Origin of the sequence: Ruminococcus sp. B05 (assembly GCF_003628495.1) — a bacterium.
GTDB classification, from domain to species: Bacteria; Bacillota; Clostridia; order Lachnospirales; family Lachnospiraceae; genus Schaedlerella; species Schaedlerella hominis.
The window spans coordinates 1-16,872 of the sequence record NZ_RBZR01000040.1; the positions used below are offsets into that span (position 1 = coordinate 1).

General features: G+C 39.3%; 13 protein-coding genes, 2 tRNA genes and 1 rRNA gene. 2 read left to right on the plus strand and 14 right to left on the minus strand.

The window, feature by feature from the left end:
* A 16S ribosomal RNA gene (locus tag D8Q48_RS16105) occupies positions 1-421 on the minus strand; the annotation flags it as partial.
* 744 nt (positions 422-1,165) lie between these two features.
* Between D8Q48_RS16105 and D8Q48_RS16110 the strand changes: the two genes are divergently transcribed.
* The gene (locus D8Q48_RS16110) at positions 1,166-1,837 is read left to right on the plus strand and encodes a restriction endonuclease (RefSeq protein ID WP_118688853.1); all 672 of its coding nucleotides are present in this window, start codon (positions 1,166-1,168) and stop codon (positions 1,835-1,837) included.
* Positions 1,838-1,902: 65 nt separating this feature from the next.
* Here D8Q48_RS16110 and D8Q48_RS16115 read toward each other — a convergent pair whose 3' ends face one another.
* The 8 genes from D8Q48_RS16115 to D8Q48_RS16150 form a co-directional block, all read right to left on the minus strand.
* The gene (locus D8Q48_RS16115) at positions 1,903-2,469 is read right to left on the minus strand and encodes a glycerol-3-phosphate responsive antiterminator (RefSeq protein ID WP_118688854.1); all 567 of its coding nucleotides are present in this window, start codon (positions 2,467-2,469) and stop codon (positions 1,903-1,905) included.
* Positions 2,470-2,555: 86 nt separating this feature from the next.
* Complete coding sequence (locus D8Q48_RS16120) at positions 2,556-2,927, minus strand: DUF1667 domain-containing protein (protein ID WP_118688855.1); 372 nt, start codon at positions 2,925-2,927, stop codon at positions 2,556-2,558.
* A 3-nt stretch (positions 2,928-2,930) separates the two neighbouring features.
* Positions 2,931-4,196 (minus strand): FAD-dependent oxidoreductase, encoded by a 1,266-nt coding sequence (locus tag D8Q48_RS16125; RefSeq protein ID WP_118688856.1) that lies wholly within the window; start codon positions 4,194-4,196, stop codon positions 2,931-2,933.
* A 1-nt stretch (position 4,197) separates the two neighbouring features.
* A complete protein-coding gene (locus D8Q48_RS16130; protein WP_118688857.1) occupies positions 4,198-5,658 on the minus strand; it encodes an NAD(P)/FAD-dependent oxidoreductase in 1,461 nt (486 codons plus the stop codon).
* A gap of 229 nt (positions 5,659-5,887) precedes the next feature.
* On the minus strand, positions 5,888-7,645 hold the full coding sequence (locus D8Q48_RS16135; protein WP_121057235.1) for a S8 family peptidase: 1,758 nt from the start codon (positions 7,643-7,645) through the stop codon (positions 5,888-5,890).
* Between the two features lie 38 nt (positions 7,646-7,683).
* Positions 7,684-8,274, minus strand: a complete 591-nt coding sequence (locus tag D8Q48_RS16140) for a cytidylate kinase-like family protein (RefSeq protein WP_121057237.1) — start codon at positions 8,272-8,274, stop codon at positions 7,684-7,686.
* 13 nt (positions 8,275-8,287) lie between these two features.
* Positions 8,288-9,655: an MATE family efflux transporter gene (locus tag D8Q48_RS16145; RefSeq protein WP_121057239.1), complete on the minus strand. Its 1,368-nt coding sequence runs from the start codon at positions 9,653-9,655 to the stop codon at positions 8,288-8,290.
* A 338-nt stretch (positions 9,656-9,993) separates the two neighbouring features.
* The gene (locus tag D8Q48_RS16150; protein WP_121057241.1) at positions 9,994-11,010 is read right to left on the minus strand and encodes a glycosyltransferase family A protein; all 1,017 of its coding nucleotides are present in this window, start codon (positions 11,008-11,010) and stop codon (positions 9,994-9,996) included.
* A 226-nt stretch (positions 11,011-11,236) separates the two neighbouring features.
* On the opposite strand from D8Q48_RS16150, the gene D8Q48_RS16155 reads away from it, so the two are divergent.
* Positions 11,237-12,475, plus strand: coding sequence for a 6-phosphofructokinase (locus tag D8Q48_RS16155; RefSeq protein ID WP_121057243.1), 1,239 nt, complete (start codon positions 11,237-11,239; stop codon positions 12,473-12,475).
* A 44-nt stretch (positions 12,476-12,519) separates the two neighbouring features.
* On the opposite strand, the gene D8Q48_RS16160 is transcribed toward D8Q48_RS16155, so the two are convergent.
* The 5 genes from D8Q48_RS16160 to D8Q48_RS16180 all read right to left on the minus strand — a co-directional run bounded on the left by D8Q48_RS16160 (position 12,520) and on the right by D8Q48_RS16180 (position 16,825).
* Positions 12,520-14,472: a bifunctional UDP-sugar hydrolase/5'-nucleotidase gene (locus D8Q48_RS16160; RefSeq protein ID WP_121057245.1), complete on the minus strand. Its 1,953-nt coding sequence runs from the start codon at positions 14,470-14,472 to the stop codon at positions 12,520-12,522.
* A gap of 157 nt (positions 14,473-14,629) precedes the next feature.
* Positions 14,630-16,021, minus strand: coding sequence for a permease prefix domain 1-containing protein (locus tag D8Q48_RS16165; RefSeq protein WP_121057247.1), 1,392 nt, complete (start codon positions 16,019-16,021; stop codon positions 14,630-14,632).
* Between the two features lie 15 nt (positions 16,022-16,036).
* Positions 16,037-16,369: a PadR family transcriptional regulator gene (locus D8Q48_RS16170; RefSeq protein WP_121057249.1), complete on the minus strand. Its 333-nt coding sequence runs from the start codon at positions 16,367-16,369 to the stop codon at positions 16,037-16,039.
* A 251-nt stretch (positions 16,370-16,620) separates the two neighbouring features.
* Positions 16,621-16,693: transfer RNA gene (locus tag D8Q48_RS16175), tRNA-Lys, on the minus strand.
* Positions 16,694-16,751: 58 nt separating this feature from the next.
* Positions 16,752-16,825, minus strand: a tRNA-His gene (locus D8Q48_RS16180).
* Positions 16,826-16,872 lie beyond the last annotated feature (47 nt).

Consider the following 16,872-nt stretch of genomic DNA (forward strand, 5'->3'; position numbering starts at 1 on the left):
ACGCGGCGTCGCTGCATCAGGGTTTCCCCCATTGTGCAATATTCCCCACTGCTGCCTCCCGTAGGAGTTTGGGCCGTGTCTCAGTCCCAATGTGGCCGGTCGCCCTCTCAGGCCGGCTACTGATCGTTGCCTTGGTAGGCCGTTACCCCACCAACCAGCTAATCAGACGCGGGTCCATCTCATACCACCGGAGTTTTTACCCCTGCACCATGCGGTGCTGTGGTCTTATGCGGTATTAGCAGTCATTTCTAACTGTTATCCCCCTGTATGAGGCAGGTTACCCACGCGTTACTCACCCGTCCGCCGCTCAGTCACAAAACTCTTCATCCCGAAGAAATCTAAGTAAAGTGCTTCGCTCGACTTGCATGTGTTAAGCACGCCGCCAGCGTTCATCCTGAGCCAGGATCAAACTCTCGTTAAAAGTGTTTGTTCTAGTCAAGATTAACTCTAGCTAATCTATCCTTTTACTGTTGTTTTGGTTTGTTATAAACCATTCTTAAAAATGTTTCTCTTAAAGAAATTTTCAAGGATCTGTTGTCTATTGTTTAGTTATCAATGTTCTTTGTTTTGTTGTCGTTTGCGACAGCTTACTTAGATTATCACATCTTTCGCTGTTTGTCAACAACTTTTTTAATTTTATTTTTTGCTTTATCGCTTCAAGTTCATTCTCTCGATGTCTTGTTTGCGACAGCTCAGTTATAATAACACATACTTTTCTATGTTGTCAACCATATTTTTACATTTTTTTACATTAATTTTTACACTGCGTTAAAACTACATTTCTATTGTCAATTCTTACAACAATTGATATAAAAATACACCTTTACTGCCCCTCTCCATTCTAAATAGTCACAAAGCGTGCGTTAGAACACTTGTTCTGTAATTCAAAATATGTTATCCTCTTTCTATATGATAATTCAAAATTTTTAATTTATACAGATGAACAACTAAACATCATATAATATATCAGATGTGAGATGACTCCCACCTCTGTAGGTGGCGAATAACAAATCAGTATCAGTGGTGGGAGTCAATCCCCATCTGATATAGCCTCCGGCAGGATCGCAGAGATGCGCAGAAGAAGTATGTCATGCATTGCATGACGCGCATCTCGCAGCAAGAATGCAGAGGCATTCTTGAAATAACTTATAGGAGAAGCTTACATATGGATGGCTATAAATTTGAATCTCAATGTGCCACAATTTTAAAAAAGAAACATTTTAAGAAAATCGAAGTAACAAAAAGCTCTTGTGATCAAGGGATTGACATTATCGCATATAAACACGGAAAAAAATATGGCATACAGTGTAAATATTACACTTACCCCGTTGGTAATAAAGCAATTCAGGAGGCTTATGCAGGAGCAAACTTTTATGATTGTGACAAAGCAATTGTTATGACCAATATAACATTTACAAAATCTGCAATTGAATTGGCCGAAAAACTGGATGTAGATTTATGGAGTAATTGTCCTACTAACCGTTTCTATAGCATTCCTTTCCGTTTAATGGAAATTTTTAACCTTGCACTTTTAATTTACGGAATTTTAGCATTATTTTCTGCAAAATATTCATCCATTCATTTACCGATTCCGATTGATACGATTACACTCATTTTTCTTCTTTCCGCTTCCATATTCGGCTTATTAGGATGGAGGTTTGTTTTATGCAATCTGGTTGCTACTATATCCTGTCTTTATCTTGCGCTTCATTTAATAGTATTACCAACGCTAACTTCCGCAGGATATACATATATGTTTCTTCTTGCTTTTATTCCATCTGGAATATACCTGCTACATGCAATATGGCTTTATCTCAGTCGAAAAGTTTTCGACTGAGATACCTTTCTCTTCTTTTCCAATTCAACTCCTTCGACACATTTTATATCTTTATTTCAATTTTATTATTCAAACCAGATATCTGAATCTGTAGATGAAACACTTATCACTCCCGCTTTAAGAAGTGCCATCACGTCTTCTTTTTCCCGGATCATACCACCGGCAATTACCGGCACTGGCAATATGGGACAGATATTTTCTATCACTTTCGGCATCATTCCAGGCAGCACTTCTACAACATCTGGTTTTGCCGCATTTACCTGGGTTTTTAGATTCTCACACGCCATAGAATCTATCAGAAACACTCTCAGCACTGTAAGCAGTCCTAATTCCCTTGCTCTATGTATAATTGTTGGTTTTGTAGAAATAACACCATCTGCCTCTGTATATTTTCGGATAAAATCTGCCGCAATGTTTTTTGAAGCCAAACCATGTATCAAATCCAAATGTACCACAGCCAGTTTTCCTGCTTTCTTCACTTTGGAAACAATTTCAGAAATTGTACATATATCTCCATACAAAATAAATACAACCCGGCTTTCACTTTTGAGGCAGGCATCTACACCTTCGTCATCCTTCACTGCAGTGATCACCGGCGATGCTTCTAACGCATTTAAAAATTTATAATCCATATATTACTCCTCATTTAACTTTGAATCATACCTGTTCAATAGAATTATCTTTTATTATACGTTATCAGCTTTGTATTCGTCTAGGTTTATGCTTCATTATACTCCACATTTCCGGCAGCAACGATATTGACTCCTGTATCTGCTACATTTTCCAAAATAATATCTCCTATATGAACCGGAGCTTTTATTGTCACTCCACGAAGTGCAGCAATGCACTCAAAAATTTTATCCTTCGGTATATCTTGTTCTGTTTTCACATTGATCATCGGCACTTTTCCTCCGTCAACCCGGACTGTAGTGGTTACAATACGAGTTGGATTCGTTACCTCTTTCCTTGCATAGGACTCTCCGCGCGGACATGTATTTCCCGTGACAGACAAAACTTTCCCATCTTCCATTTCTACAACAATCGGACATCCCATTGGGCATCCGATACAAATTAACTCTTTTCTTTTCATTTCTTATGCCTCCTCAATCCGAATGGTGATTTTCTTTGTTTCTGGGTATTCTTCCAGTTTCTTTTTCTTTAATATCACCTGTTCCATTTCTCCGGGTGCCATTACCTGGCGTTTTTTCTTCATTATGAGTTGTTCGTCGAAATATACCGCAATCACTTTATTTTTAAACACATCTCCAACACGAAATCGAACTGTCAAATTTTCTTCCATTTCAGAAGGTCTTACAAAAGATGGAACTGTATAGCATACTCCACCTTCTGGATTGATTGGAAGCATTGGCGCCTGCACACCCTTTTCTCCTGCTTTTATATAAGCGGCCGCATTTTTCCCTGCTGCCGAAGCTTCCTGCGATACGAAATCTACCAAATCATGCACATGCAATACATTTCCACAAGCAAATATACCATCCACACTGGTTTCCAGTGAATCATTTACAATAGGACCTGAAGTAATCTGCGAAAGCTCAACACCTGCACTTTTTGACAGTTCATTTTCCGGCAAAAGTCCGCAAGAAAGAAGCAATGTATCACAAGTATATCTTTCTTCTGTTCCCGGAATTGGTTTGCGGTCCGGTCCTACTTGCGCAATTGTAACAGCTTCCACGCGATTTTTTCCTTCGATATCAATAACTGTATGACTTAACTTCAATGGAATATCGAAATCATCAAGACACTGTACAATATTTCTCTTCAATCCGCCTGAATAAGGCATTAGCTCTGCAACTACCTTGACCTTCGCACCTTCCAGCGTCATTCGTCTTGCCATAATCAGCCCAATGTCACCCGATCCTAAAATGACCACTTCTTTTCCCGGCATAAGCCCTTCCATATTCACAAGATGCTGAGCAGTTCCCGCAGAAAAAATTCCGGCCGGACGATATCCGGGAATATTCAATGCTCCTCTGGAACGCTCACGACATCCCATTGCCAGGATAATTGCCTTTGCCTGCAAAAGCAAAATTCCGTCCTCTCGATTTGTAGCTGTTACTACTTTTTCCTGCGAAATGTCCATGACCATTGTATTTAATTTATATTCAATACCACGCCCTTCTACCTGTTCAATAAAACGAGCTGCATATTCCGGACCTGTCAATTCTTCCTTAAATGTATGCAATCCAAACCCATTATGAATGCACTGCTGTAAAATACCACCAAGGCTCTTATCTCTTTCTAAAATCAATATACTATCTATCCCATTATCTTTTGCTGCAACTGCTGCCGCAAGACCTGCCGGACCACCGCCGATTATGATTAAATCATATGCTTTCATTTTATTCATCCTCCAGTTCTTTATTTTCACCTAATATAAATTCTGAGCCAACACCATTCTTTCCAATCTTATCAACTGACATTGGAACTTCTTTTTTCAGAATCTCCATAACCTTCGGAGAACAGAATCCAGATTGACAGCGTCCCATACCGGCTCTTGTCCGACGTTTCACTCCATCCAAAGAACGCGCACCTAGCGGACGGTGAATTGCATCCAGAATTTCTCCTTCTGTGATCATCTCACATCGGCAAATAATATTTCCATAAGCCGGATTTTCTTTAATTAACTGATTTCTTTCTTCCAAAGAAAGCGTATCCGGGTCTAATATTCCATGTCTAATTGGATTAAAATCAAGCTTTTCTTCTGCATTCAAAATATCTCTCACAAGCTCTGCAACTGCAACACCGATTGCCGGTGCTGAAGAAAGTCCTGGCGATTCAATACCTGCCGCATTGATTAGTCCTTGTACATCCGGTGCTTCACCAATAATAAAATCATCGCCATCTTCGTGTGCACGAAGCCCCGCAAAAGACGTAATCACTTGACGAAATGGAATATTCTTAACACTGCGAGAAGAAACTTTTGCAATCTGATCCAATCCATCCATCGTAGTATTTACAGCATCTTTATCTTCGACATTTACTGCTGTAGGACCCACAAGTAAATTGCCGTGAACTGTCGGTGTAACAAGTATCCCTTTTCCCATCTTTGATGGAAGCTGGAAAATCGTACTCTTTACATAATCTCCGACCGTCTTATCCAAAAGCATGTACTCACCTTTACGTGCAGTAATATGAAGTTTTCTGTCTGAAAGCTGATTATTGATTTCATCTGCATAAACTCCGGCAGCATTGACAACAATCCTTGTCTCAATCATCTCATCACTACCATTATCAATATGATGAACCTGAATTGCAAATCCTGCTTCTGTCTTTTCCAGCTTTTCTACTTTTGTATTTAAAAAGAATTGAACACCATTCTCATATGCATTTTCCGCATATCCCATCGTCATATGAAATGGACAGACAATGCCTCCTGTCGGAGCCCACAATGCACATGTTACATCATCTGCCAAATTTGGCTCTTTTTTCAGCAATTCTTCTCTATTTAAAATTTGAAGATCCGGAACGCCATTTTTCTTTCCTCTTTCCATTAATATTTGAAGTCCTTCCGGGTCTTGCTCTTTCGTACACACAACCAACGAACCGTTTCTTTTAAATGGAATATCCAATTCTTCTGCAATTTGATCCATCATGGAATTTCCTATTACATTTAGTTTTGCTTTTTCTGTTCCCGGTACTGCATCAAATCCAGCATGAATGATTGCACTGTTTGCTTTGGATGTTTCATTACAGACATCCTCTTCCTTTTCAATTACACACGCTTTTAATTTATATCTGGAAATTTCACGCGCAATTGCACTTCCTGTCACTCCCGCACCAATAATAACAACATCAAACATATTCATTCCTCTCCTTTTAATTCGCATAATAAACAAAAAAAGCAAAGCAAATAAAACGACTCTCCGCCGTTTTATCTACCTTGCTCAAATCTCTGGTATCAAATATTTATCTATCTCTTATTCTAGCACATTTTTTTCAAGAAGCAAGTATGATTTAATACTCTATTTCTTTTAAAATCTTATCAATCATTCTTGCATTCGCAAGTGAAACTTCTTCTTTTCCACTCCGTTACAGTTTTGACAAACTACTTTCCAGGCACAACCGCCCATACCCCACCTGATTATTCGGATACTCCCGAAATCCCGGCAGCTCCCTTGCTCCTTTCCTTAAATATGCCTTCACTTTCTCTCCGTACAAATACGGATCATTGCCTTTTACAATTCCCCATTCCATCAGCAGGGCTGCGCTTCCTGTCACAAATGGAGTCGCAAATGAGGTTCCTGATACTTCTTCATATCCACCTCCTGCTCTCACAGTCGTCACCTTAACTCCCGGTGCCACTAAATCTGGTTTAAATGCCGCTGTTCCTTCCCGTCGCTCCAACGCCCCTCGACCGGAAAAATCTGCATATGTGAATGTCAACGCATCATATGCTCCTACTGTTATCACTCTCTCTGCAGTAGATGGAATTGTAATGGTATCTGAGCTATTTGGAAATAAAAAAGCTGTTCCTATATTCAATGTACTCTGACTTGGCAGCCACATCTGATATTCTACTGATACAATTTTCTTTGGTGCCAGAATAATCCGCCACACCCCTGCATCAATATATGTTTGCTTTGGCAAAAAATCAAAATAGATTTCCTGTCGCACACTATAAGGATTTGGTTCTCCATAATATAATAAAATTTCCGTATTTCCAACCTCAAAACGTTGGGTCCCTAAGATTGATGAAATAGGTCCGACACTCATCCCTGATGGATTGACCAATGATATCTCTATTTCATCTACATAAGATTTCCATATCTGTATATTCAACGTCCGTTCTCTTATCTGAACTCCCAATTGTATTTCTTCTTCTCTGTTTTCTGTCATTTTTCCCTCAGTATGTCCTGCTGTCGTCCCCTCATTTCCTGCCCCAACACAAATCACTGTCTTCCAGACATTTGATATCTCATCTAAAAACCTCTCTAGCAGGGATGTTCCATCATGAGAGCCATAAGTATTTCCAAAGCTAATGTTAATAGCAACCGGCATTTGATATTCAATCGCTTTTCGCACTGCGTAATCTACGCCCTGCATTAATTCGGTCGTTCTGGGAAATCCATCTTCACTTGCACTTCTCATCTTCACAACAATCAGCTCACTCTCCGGGGCCACACCGGCTAATGCCCCACCACTTGTGCTTCCATTTCCCGCGGCAATACCGGCCACTGCTGTTCCATGTCCTGATATATCCTGTGTTGCCACAATTGACTGTCTGTTTATAACATTTTGTTGGTTTAGGGCATCGTCAATCTGTTCTCTGGTATATTCCACTCCAATTGTATATCCATCCGGCGGTCTTTCTCCCTCCCTTGGAATCAATGACTGATCCCACAACGCACGTATCCTTGTAGTTCCATCCGCATTTTGAAAATCCGGATTCGCATAATCAATTCCTGAATCTATCACAGCTATCAGCACGCCCTGTCCATACAAAGAAAGACGAGTACTCTGCACCGCCTGGATGCAGGATACTCGTCTTCCATTCGCCACTTGAAAAAACAATCGTTTTGGTTTTTCAACATAATTTACTTCTATAATCTGTGTTAGTCTTTCTATCAACGATTCTTTTATTGTTATGATTGCATATCCATTTTGTAATTCAACAACACTTCCAGCAAGTTCACGAACTTTAGCCAGACTGCCTGTATATTGCACGATCAATGTCCATTCTTTGTCAATTGGCTCATATCCAACATCCAGATTCAAAGAATTTTCTCGTTCTGATGCAGTCGCATCCAATGCAAGGTTTAACAGATTCTCAAGTTTTTGGCTCGCCATAATGAACTACTCCCATTGATTTTCTATTACCTTCTATTTTATTCTTCCACACACTCCATAATGATTTCCTCACACCTCTCATATCCAAGCTGTGAGCTGTTCAGACACAGTGTATAGTTACTTGCCTTTCCCCATCTCTGTTCCGTATAGAAGTTATAATTTATCATACGTCTTTTATCCACATCTGCCATCATTTTTACTGCTTCCTGTTCACTTACATTGTATAAACGGCTGATCCGCTGTGTTTTTTCCGGCATATTGCCATGAATAAACACATTAAGTACATCGTCTCTATCTTGCAGTATAAAATCTGCATTTCTTCCGACCATCACACAAGATTCTTTCTCTGCCAGTTCTAAAATAACCTTCCTCTGTGCCTCATACACGATATCCTCTATCGATTTTCCTGTAATGTCACGTCCTGCAAACGCATATGCAAATAAACCTTTCTTCGGTGATAACTCTGCACTTTCCTGAATATACTCCGGTGATAAACCGGACTCCTCTGCAATCTGACTGATGATGTTTTTATCGTAATATGCAATTCCAAGTTTCTTTGCTACTTCCTCCCCGATAAAGCGGCCACCACTTCCAAATTCTCTACTAATCGTAATAATTCTTCTTTGCATTATCATGTCCCCCTTAATTTAAAACATTTACTTTCGTTTTCCTGATCTTCTTCAAAAATACATACCCTACAGCACATGCTATAATCTCAGTTATTGGAAATGCCCACCAGATCAGCGAGATTCCGACCTGTCCATTTCGAACAATCATAGAAAATACCCCCGCAAGCGACAATATAATAACAAGCTGTCTTAAAAGTGAAATTATCAGCGATTCCATACCACCATCCAATGCCTGATAAATTCCCTGATATGCTACATTGATTCCCGCAAATATAAAACTGATTGATATAATTCTCATCGCACCAATAAAATACCCTCTTGACTGTCCGGCGTTGAATAGAGTTGCAAATGCACTTGGAAAAATTTCTGTAATAGCTGCACCCAAAATCATAAGTACAATGGTGTACAAGATTCCGTATTTCATTCCGTCTTGAATTCTCTTTTTGCTGCGCATTCCATAAGCAAAAGCTATTATCGGTGTAATCGCATCTCTCAGTCCAAAAGCCAGGAATAACACGAACTGCTGAACCTTATAAAACAGTCCGTATGCCGTCTGTGCTGATGGATTAAATTTCAAAATAAGATTCATTACATATACCATAATAGACATCAACGCCTGGGCTATGATAGCCGGAAGTCCAATTGCATATATTTCCTTTATAATTGCCAGTTCAGGCTTCATGTATTTTATTCCATGCCCAAATTCTTTATTTAATTTTATATGAAAAATAAACAACAATACAGCAGATGCTACCTGACCAATTACGGTCGCATATGCAGCACCTTTTACTCCCATTTCCGGAACCGGGCCAATTCCATAAATCATAATCGGATCCAGAACAATGTTTACAACCGCTCCTACTACCTGACCAATTGTAGAATAAAGAGAGCGTCCTGTAGCCTGCAGTAATTTTTCAAATAATGAAAAGAAAATAATTCCAAATGAAATCACGCAGCATATTCTTAAATAACTGATTCCCATCGCAAGAACTTCTGCATCGACTGTCTGTGAAGAAATATACGCTTTCACGCCAAATATACCAAATAATAAGCAGATCACATAAATAATTACTCCAAGAAACAGGCTGTTTCCTGCAACTTTTGCAGCTTTTTTATGATTTCCCTGTCCAAGTGTTCTTGCGAGAAGTGCATTTGTTCCCACTCCCGTTCCGATTCCTATTGCAACCATAAGCATCTGAACCGGAAATACTAATGTCAGTGCATTTAATGCTGATTCACTCCCCACTCTCATGTTTCCAACAAAAGCACTGTCTACAATATTATAGACCGCCTGCAATGCCATGGATAAGATCATCGGGATTCCCATCTGGATCATCAGCTTATTCACCGGCATATCCTTCATCTTGTTACTCTCCGCCATTTTATAATAATTCCTCCTTTTTTCTGCACAAAAAAAATGTGCACTTATCATATAAGTTGGACTTACGCTGATAAGCTACACACTTCTTTTTGCAAATATATTTAAGAATGTCTCAACATTCTTGCTGTATGGTGGGAGTCATCTCCCATCTGATATAAAATAAAAAACGAGTAACAAAAACTGGATTTACGCTAGTTTGCTACTCGTTTGATTGTAATTATATGGTTTGTTTTTGAAAAAGTCAAACAATTTTTCTTGCTTTTTTGCAGTAAATCTTCCCATAAACTATTTAATAAAAAGTTTGACCCAAATACTTTTTAGACATTATCACTACTGTCTTAGTTAAACCCAATCAATCTTCTGGCCACAACATATGCCATTGAAGATACTTTTCTTCCTGAGCGTCCCGGCAGATTCATTGTCTGTCCCAAAATTCCATATCGTATCTTCATAAATACTCCATAATCCTTTTGTTTTAAATACTGCCAGAGTTCTTTCTTCTTCTCCAGATTTTCTTTTTTCTTGGAACGAATACATAAAATTGAAGATACTGTCATCATGATTGCAAGATAATTCAACATGTACTTTCTTAGTTTTTTACTCTGAATCCTGCGCAGCTCGTACATATCGATCATCGTCTTTGTCACGAAAATCTGCTGATCTATTCTACTGATCATCACCTTCTCATTGACAGACTGATCTTCTCTTCCAATAAAATAACGGTAGAAATCTACATTCATATAATACAATGTCCGCACATGTGGAAGTGGGTAATATACATAAATATTGTCTACATAAAATGTATGCTTTGGCAAAGTCAACTGACAAAGCTTCAACATATCTGTACGATAAATAACGGAATGCATCAAAATATACTGTCCGATATGGAATTGTCCAATCTCATCCCATTTTAAAATCTGATTTTCCGGAAGTACATTGTCATAACGGATTACTTTTTTATGCTCCATTCCAACTTTCTCATATACATAGTTTGCAATGAGCATGTCTACTTCCTGCTCTTCTTCTTCAAAATTTTTTAGTACATTCAGAATTTTCATCAAAGAAATCCGATCTACCCAGTCATCGCTGTCTACCACTTTAAAATATTTTCCGCTTGCATGTGCTAATCCGGCATTTACAGCATCCCCATGTCCACCGTTTTCTTTATTAATAAGCTTAACGATTCCCGGATACTTTTCTTCATATTCTTTTCCAATCTCAACTGTGCGATCTTTTGACCCATCATTTACAATGAGAATTTCAACATCTTCGCCTCCTGGAAGAATGGATTCGATTGCCTGTGCCATATAAGCTTCCGAGTTGTAACACGGAATCGCAAATGATATATATTTCATTGTTCTACCCCTATTCTTTTTCTTTTATACTCCCACAAGTATACCCCAGATTCTCTTATTTTCCAACAAATTTCTTATAATATGTCTCTTCTGTCTTGTCAACTCATATTTCCAATGTTACTATAAGGGCATGAATTTTAGGAATTTTTTATAATTATTTTTGTCGGTTACAGTATACATATGTATCATATCCGGCAACAAATCATTTCATTGGAGGACATATACTATGAAGAAAAATGCAATTGTCGGTCAGTCCGGCGGACCTACCGCAGTAATTAATGCCAGCCTATACGGAGTTGTCTACGAAGCTTTGAATCGCGAGGATGTATTCGGTAATGTTTATGGCATGATCAACGGGATTGAAGGTTTCCTGCATGACCAGCTGATGGACATGAAACCTCTGGATGCATCCGGAGAACTTGAATTGATCAAAACAACACCGGGCTCTTATCTTGGTTCCTGCCGCTATAAACTGCCGGAAGATTTAAGCGACACTGTTTATCCAAAATTATTTGAAAAATTTGAAAAATATAACATTGGATACTTTTTCTATATTGGTGGAAATGATTCCATGGATACAGTCAGCAAGCTTTCCCGCTATGCTGCATCAATCAACAGTGATATTCGTTTTATGGGACTTCCTAAAACAATCGATAATGACCTTGTACTCACTGATCATACACCTGGTTTTGGAAGTGCTGCCAAGTATGTTGCTTCCACAGTAAGAGAAATTGCCATTGACGCTTCTGTTTATGACAACAAACAATCTGTTACGATTGTAGAAATTATGGGACGTCATGCCGGATGGCTTACTGCTGCCAGCGCATTGGCAAGAAAATTTGAAAATGATAATCCGGTGTTGATCTATCTTCCGGAAGTTGCATTTGACCAAGATGCATTTATCGAAAAAATAAAATCAAGTCTTGAGACAACTTCCAACCTGGTTGTTTGTATTTCAGAAGGTATCCACACTGCAGACGGAACATTTATCTGTGAGCTTGGCAGTGAAGTCGGCGTAGATACATTCGGTCATAAGATGCTGACTGGTTCCGGAAAGTATCTGGAGAATCTGGTTAAAGAGCGTCTTGGAGTTAAAGTTCGTTCTGTTGAGTTAAATGTATCTCAGCGTTGCTCTAGTGCAATGCTATCCAAAACTGACCAGAAAGAAGCCATCGCTTCCGGTTCTTTCGGTGTCACTGCCGCAATAAAAGGCGAAACCGGAAAAATGGTCGCATTCAAACGTCAGTCTCCTCTCACACTTGATGCAGACTACGTATTAAATTATGCAACAGAAGATGTAAATGAAATCTGTAATAAAGAAAAGACTGTCCCTCTGGAATGGATTTCCGAAGATGGCTCTGATGTAACAGAAGCTTTTCTTGCATATGCAAGACCTCTTGTTCGCGGAAATGTTTTAGTTCCAACTGATGAAGATGATCTTCCGAAATTTGCATACCGTAAATAATCAAAAAAGAATGTGCCGCGGCACATTCTTTTTTTTGATTATTTTTACTTCTCTTTACGTCTTTTTAATCTGCGGACAATTTTTCGAATCAGGAAAATAAGCAGAACAATAAGTAAAATAATTACGATAACAACTCCAACTATCATCGCAAAATACTTATTCGGATGCTTTACCAGATCGATTATATTTTTACTGTCATCTACAACTTTACGTCCATGTGTTGTTGCATAATACTCTGGAACATTTGCGATTCCATCTCCATCTGTATCATCAAAAGACTGCATATATCTTGCGATTGCATCCCAGGCCTTTAATTCTCTGTCACCTTCCATGATTGCCTGATCTTCCAGGTTTTCTATTGGATTTCCATCCTTATCTTTCGGTGTGATTGCCAGTAAGCCATATGACATATCCATCACTGACCCAAGCATTTGTCCTGTATAAAGGTCCGTCACTACATGATATAATTTATCATCTTGGATCTCTACTCTTTTACCATCTGCATCTGTCAGATAGCAATCTGTAACTTTATTTAAAATCATCCTGTGTGGGTTAAATGTAAAGTTTAACCCGCTGCAATACAGTCTTGCGGTTGTCATAAAATCCGAAATTGAAGCGTCTAATTCCGCTGCCAGCTTTAATTCTTTGCCCGTAAGATACGCACTGATCAAAGGATATCCGGCAAGTCCGTCTTTTCCGATTCCTAATGAGAATGAATTATATACTGCCTCTACTGTAATATCACCTTTTGTATACGTATCTCGGACCGTTCCACTCGGAACAACAGCCACATCTACTGCATCTCCATCATAATATTTTGAATTTTCAACAGCATATACATAAGCATCTGACATGATATTTCCAAGATTTAACTCTTCATGCTTTGTACCCATATCTTGCAAACTATTGAATTCCACATTATTTTCCGCAAGAATTTCCTCTCTTGTATACCCAAAATTAGAAAGATATTTTTCATCTACTGTATCCATCAATGCATCAATCTTCTGTTGTGTTTCTTCATCTGCTTTTATCTTATCTGATACTGGAATTAATTTATACGATGTTAAATCCCATCGGCCATCTTCTTTCTGTGTCAGCGAAAGCGAACCAAGATTTCTTCCATATTCCCCACAGGATACAATATATGTATTTCCATGTTGAATTGGCTCGTCTAACTGAGAATGTGTATGTCCGCTAATGATCAAATCAATATCCGGCACTGCTTTTGCAATAAGCTCATCCTCAGACTTATCTTCGTCATCCCAGGTTCCACTATGAGATACGCAGGCAATCATATCTACCTTTTCATTTTTCTTGATTTCTTCTACTGTTTGCTTTACTGCTTCTATCGGATCTTTAAAAATCAGTTCACATGTCGGTGCACATATCAATGCGTCTTTTCCAAACACCCCCAGCACAGCAATCTTTACATCACCTTTTTGAACCACCACATAATCTTTTACACCATATGCCTCAAATGCTGATTTTATCTGGCTTTGTCCCTCGCTTAAACCAGCGTCTTCCATCGCATCCCAATCTACATTACACACTACCAGATTCGGTACTGTTTCACCGGAATTCTTTGCCGCTTCCAGCATATTTGCAAGCCCCTTGGAGCGATAATCAAATTCATGATTTCCCAGTGTCGTCACATCGTATCCGAGATACCCTAACATACGAAGTTCAGCTGCCTCTGTATCATACACTGCTTGAATCAGCGTTCCCATCGAAAAATCCCCACCATCCAACAAAAGCGTATCCGGATTGTTCTTTTTTTGCTCGTCAATCAATGTCTTGATTTTCGCAAAACCTCCCACTTCTTCCTTCTCACCATTTATAACTGTTGAGAAGCTGTTTAAATGCGAGTGTGTGTCGTGGGTAAATAATACATCCAGTTTCTTTGCCCCATCCGCTGCCTGAACCGAAAATCCCAACAGCAATGGAATCAGCATTGTGACTGAAAGTATAAATACCACTACTTTCTTCCATTTTTTCATATTGCATTTACCTGCCTCTTTTTATATTATTTATTAATTTTATCATTTAATTGAGGCAATAGCAATAGACCAACGGGGACGGAGTCAATAACATTTAGTTAAGCTTTTTTCATCATAGTATGAACCCATTGGTTCACTGGTTCCCTTATCCCCATCTCTATCCAGTAACATTCTTTTTTCGGATTACCGGTTCCGGTGCTGTTTTCTGATACCTGCAGATACTAAGCAGTAATCCAAGCAAAATATAAGAAGCCAGGATTCCTGATCTTTCCGTCCCAAAAAATGGACAGTAGATTCCCATCTCACCAACTCCACCCAGATTCTCTAAGATAAAAACAATTGCCTGAATCAGGAACAACGCCGTGCATCCTGTTCCCATCACCATTCCAAGCTGGTTCTTCTGATTTAACGAAATCTTGGCAAACCGAAGAATCAGAACTACCAGACAAAGAACCAACAGAATACCTGCTAGGATTCCGTAAGCAGCTACCACACTGGCAAGCAGATGGTCACTTCCGTCTACGAATGTCAGAAGTTCTTTAAATTGCGGATTGCCATGAAATGCTGAGCTTCCGGAAATCATTTCCCGAATCACATTGACTCTTGGGAAATCTACTGCATAATCACCGATCGAGAAAATAGCCGCTATACGCTCTTTATGGTAAGCCATGCCAAAACACCAGATGCCTCCTGCAAGCAGTACCGGTATCAGAACAACAACTACTCCGATTCCCGTAAGTACTGCTTTTTTACAAACCTGAAACCAGCCTTTGTAAACAGCCGTCGCCAAAACCACACAATAAACCACTTCCAGTATCATTGCCGCGATCAGGCTCTGGCATCTTATGATCAGAAAATAAGACGGAATGATCATCCAGAGGATTGCCTTTAAAATTCCTCGGTATCCCTGACCTCTGTAACTATATAATACCGCTGCAAACAACGGAATTGTCAGCCAGAGCAAATCAATCAGATTCAATCCAATATGTCCGAAAGGCATTATGATATATCTTGTTGATCCATTCACTTGCGCACCGACGACCTGCAGTCCAACTAAAAGTAAAACTTGGTATGCAATCAAGATTGGTTTTGCATAAGCTGCAATTCTCGTATAATCCATATAGCAAATACCAATCATAAGCACAAGTCCAAGTAAAAGTACCGGCACTTCCAGTGACGTATGCCAGCTCGATGACATTCCTGTCCAGAACAATTCTTCTGTTTTTCCTGCACTCTGCTTAATGCCTAGAACAGTCTGATACATAATGCTTCGTAAAAGATAACCTGCAAGACTTAATCCAACGATCAGTGCGATCATCCCCCACGCCATTGTCGGCCGGTGGATTCTGTCCATCTCAAGCCCGACTTCTACCGGATCTCCCATCTCTCGGATCGCAGCTTCTTCCGCTTCTGTCTGACTCATTCCCTCACCCAGGAATTCCTCTTTCTGATCCTCAATGTGATCATTGATTTCCTGTTCTATCATCCCTCTTGCCATCTTACAACGAATCTGTTCTGTTAATGTATGCAAATACTCCTCTCGTCTCATCAAACATCCCCCTTTCTAACAAACCGCTGTATTTAGCACATTCACTACAGCTGATGAATAAATTTCCCACTCTTCTTTCTTCTCTGCTAAAACCTTCCTCCCAGTTTTCGTAATACTGTAATACTTACGGACCTTGCCGCCAACCTCTTTCTCATAGACCGTCAGATATTTCTTATCTTCCATCCCATGAAGTAATGGATATAATGTTCCTGCCTTTAATTCAAATACATTCTGTGATTTCTCTCTCAAGGTTTCTATCATCTCATAACCATACATATCCTTTTCAGATAAAAGCTTTAATAATAACATTGTTGTGCTTCCTGATATCAGACTTCTGTCAACTGCCATAACACTTCCTCCTTCTGATTTTACCTTAACTGTATACATCTTAGCATTCCCACTGCGAAATGAAACTCATCTTGCAGTAAATATATCGGTTATCTATATATCTTAGCTTGATTATATATCGACTATCTATATATGTCAATAAAAGAATCCTCTATTCTTTACATTTTCAATATATAAAAAACAAACAGGCAGTAATTGTAAGCGAACAAAAAAAGACCAATGAATACTATCATTGATCTTCTCCGTTTCAGTGAGCGTGCGGGGATTCGAACCCCGGACAACTTGATTAAAAGTCAAGTGCTCTACCACCTGAGCTACACGCCCATATTAAATTATTTTGATTAACCGAACTTGTATAATCGGCAAATTTTCTTTTGAAAAGGGTGGGTAGTGGGACTCGAACCCACGATATCCGGAACCACAATCCGACGCGCTAACCAACTGCACCATACCCACCATACCGAGCCTGGGGGGATTCGAACCCTCGACCTACGGCTTAGAAG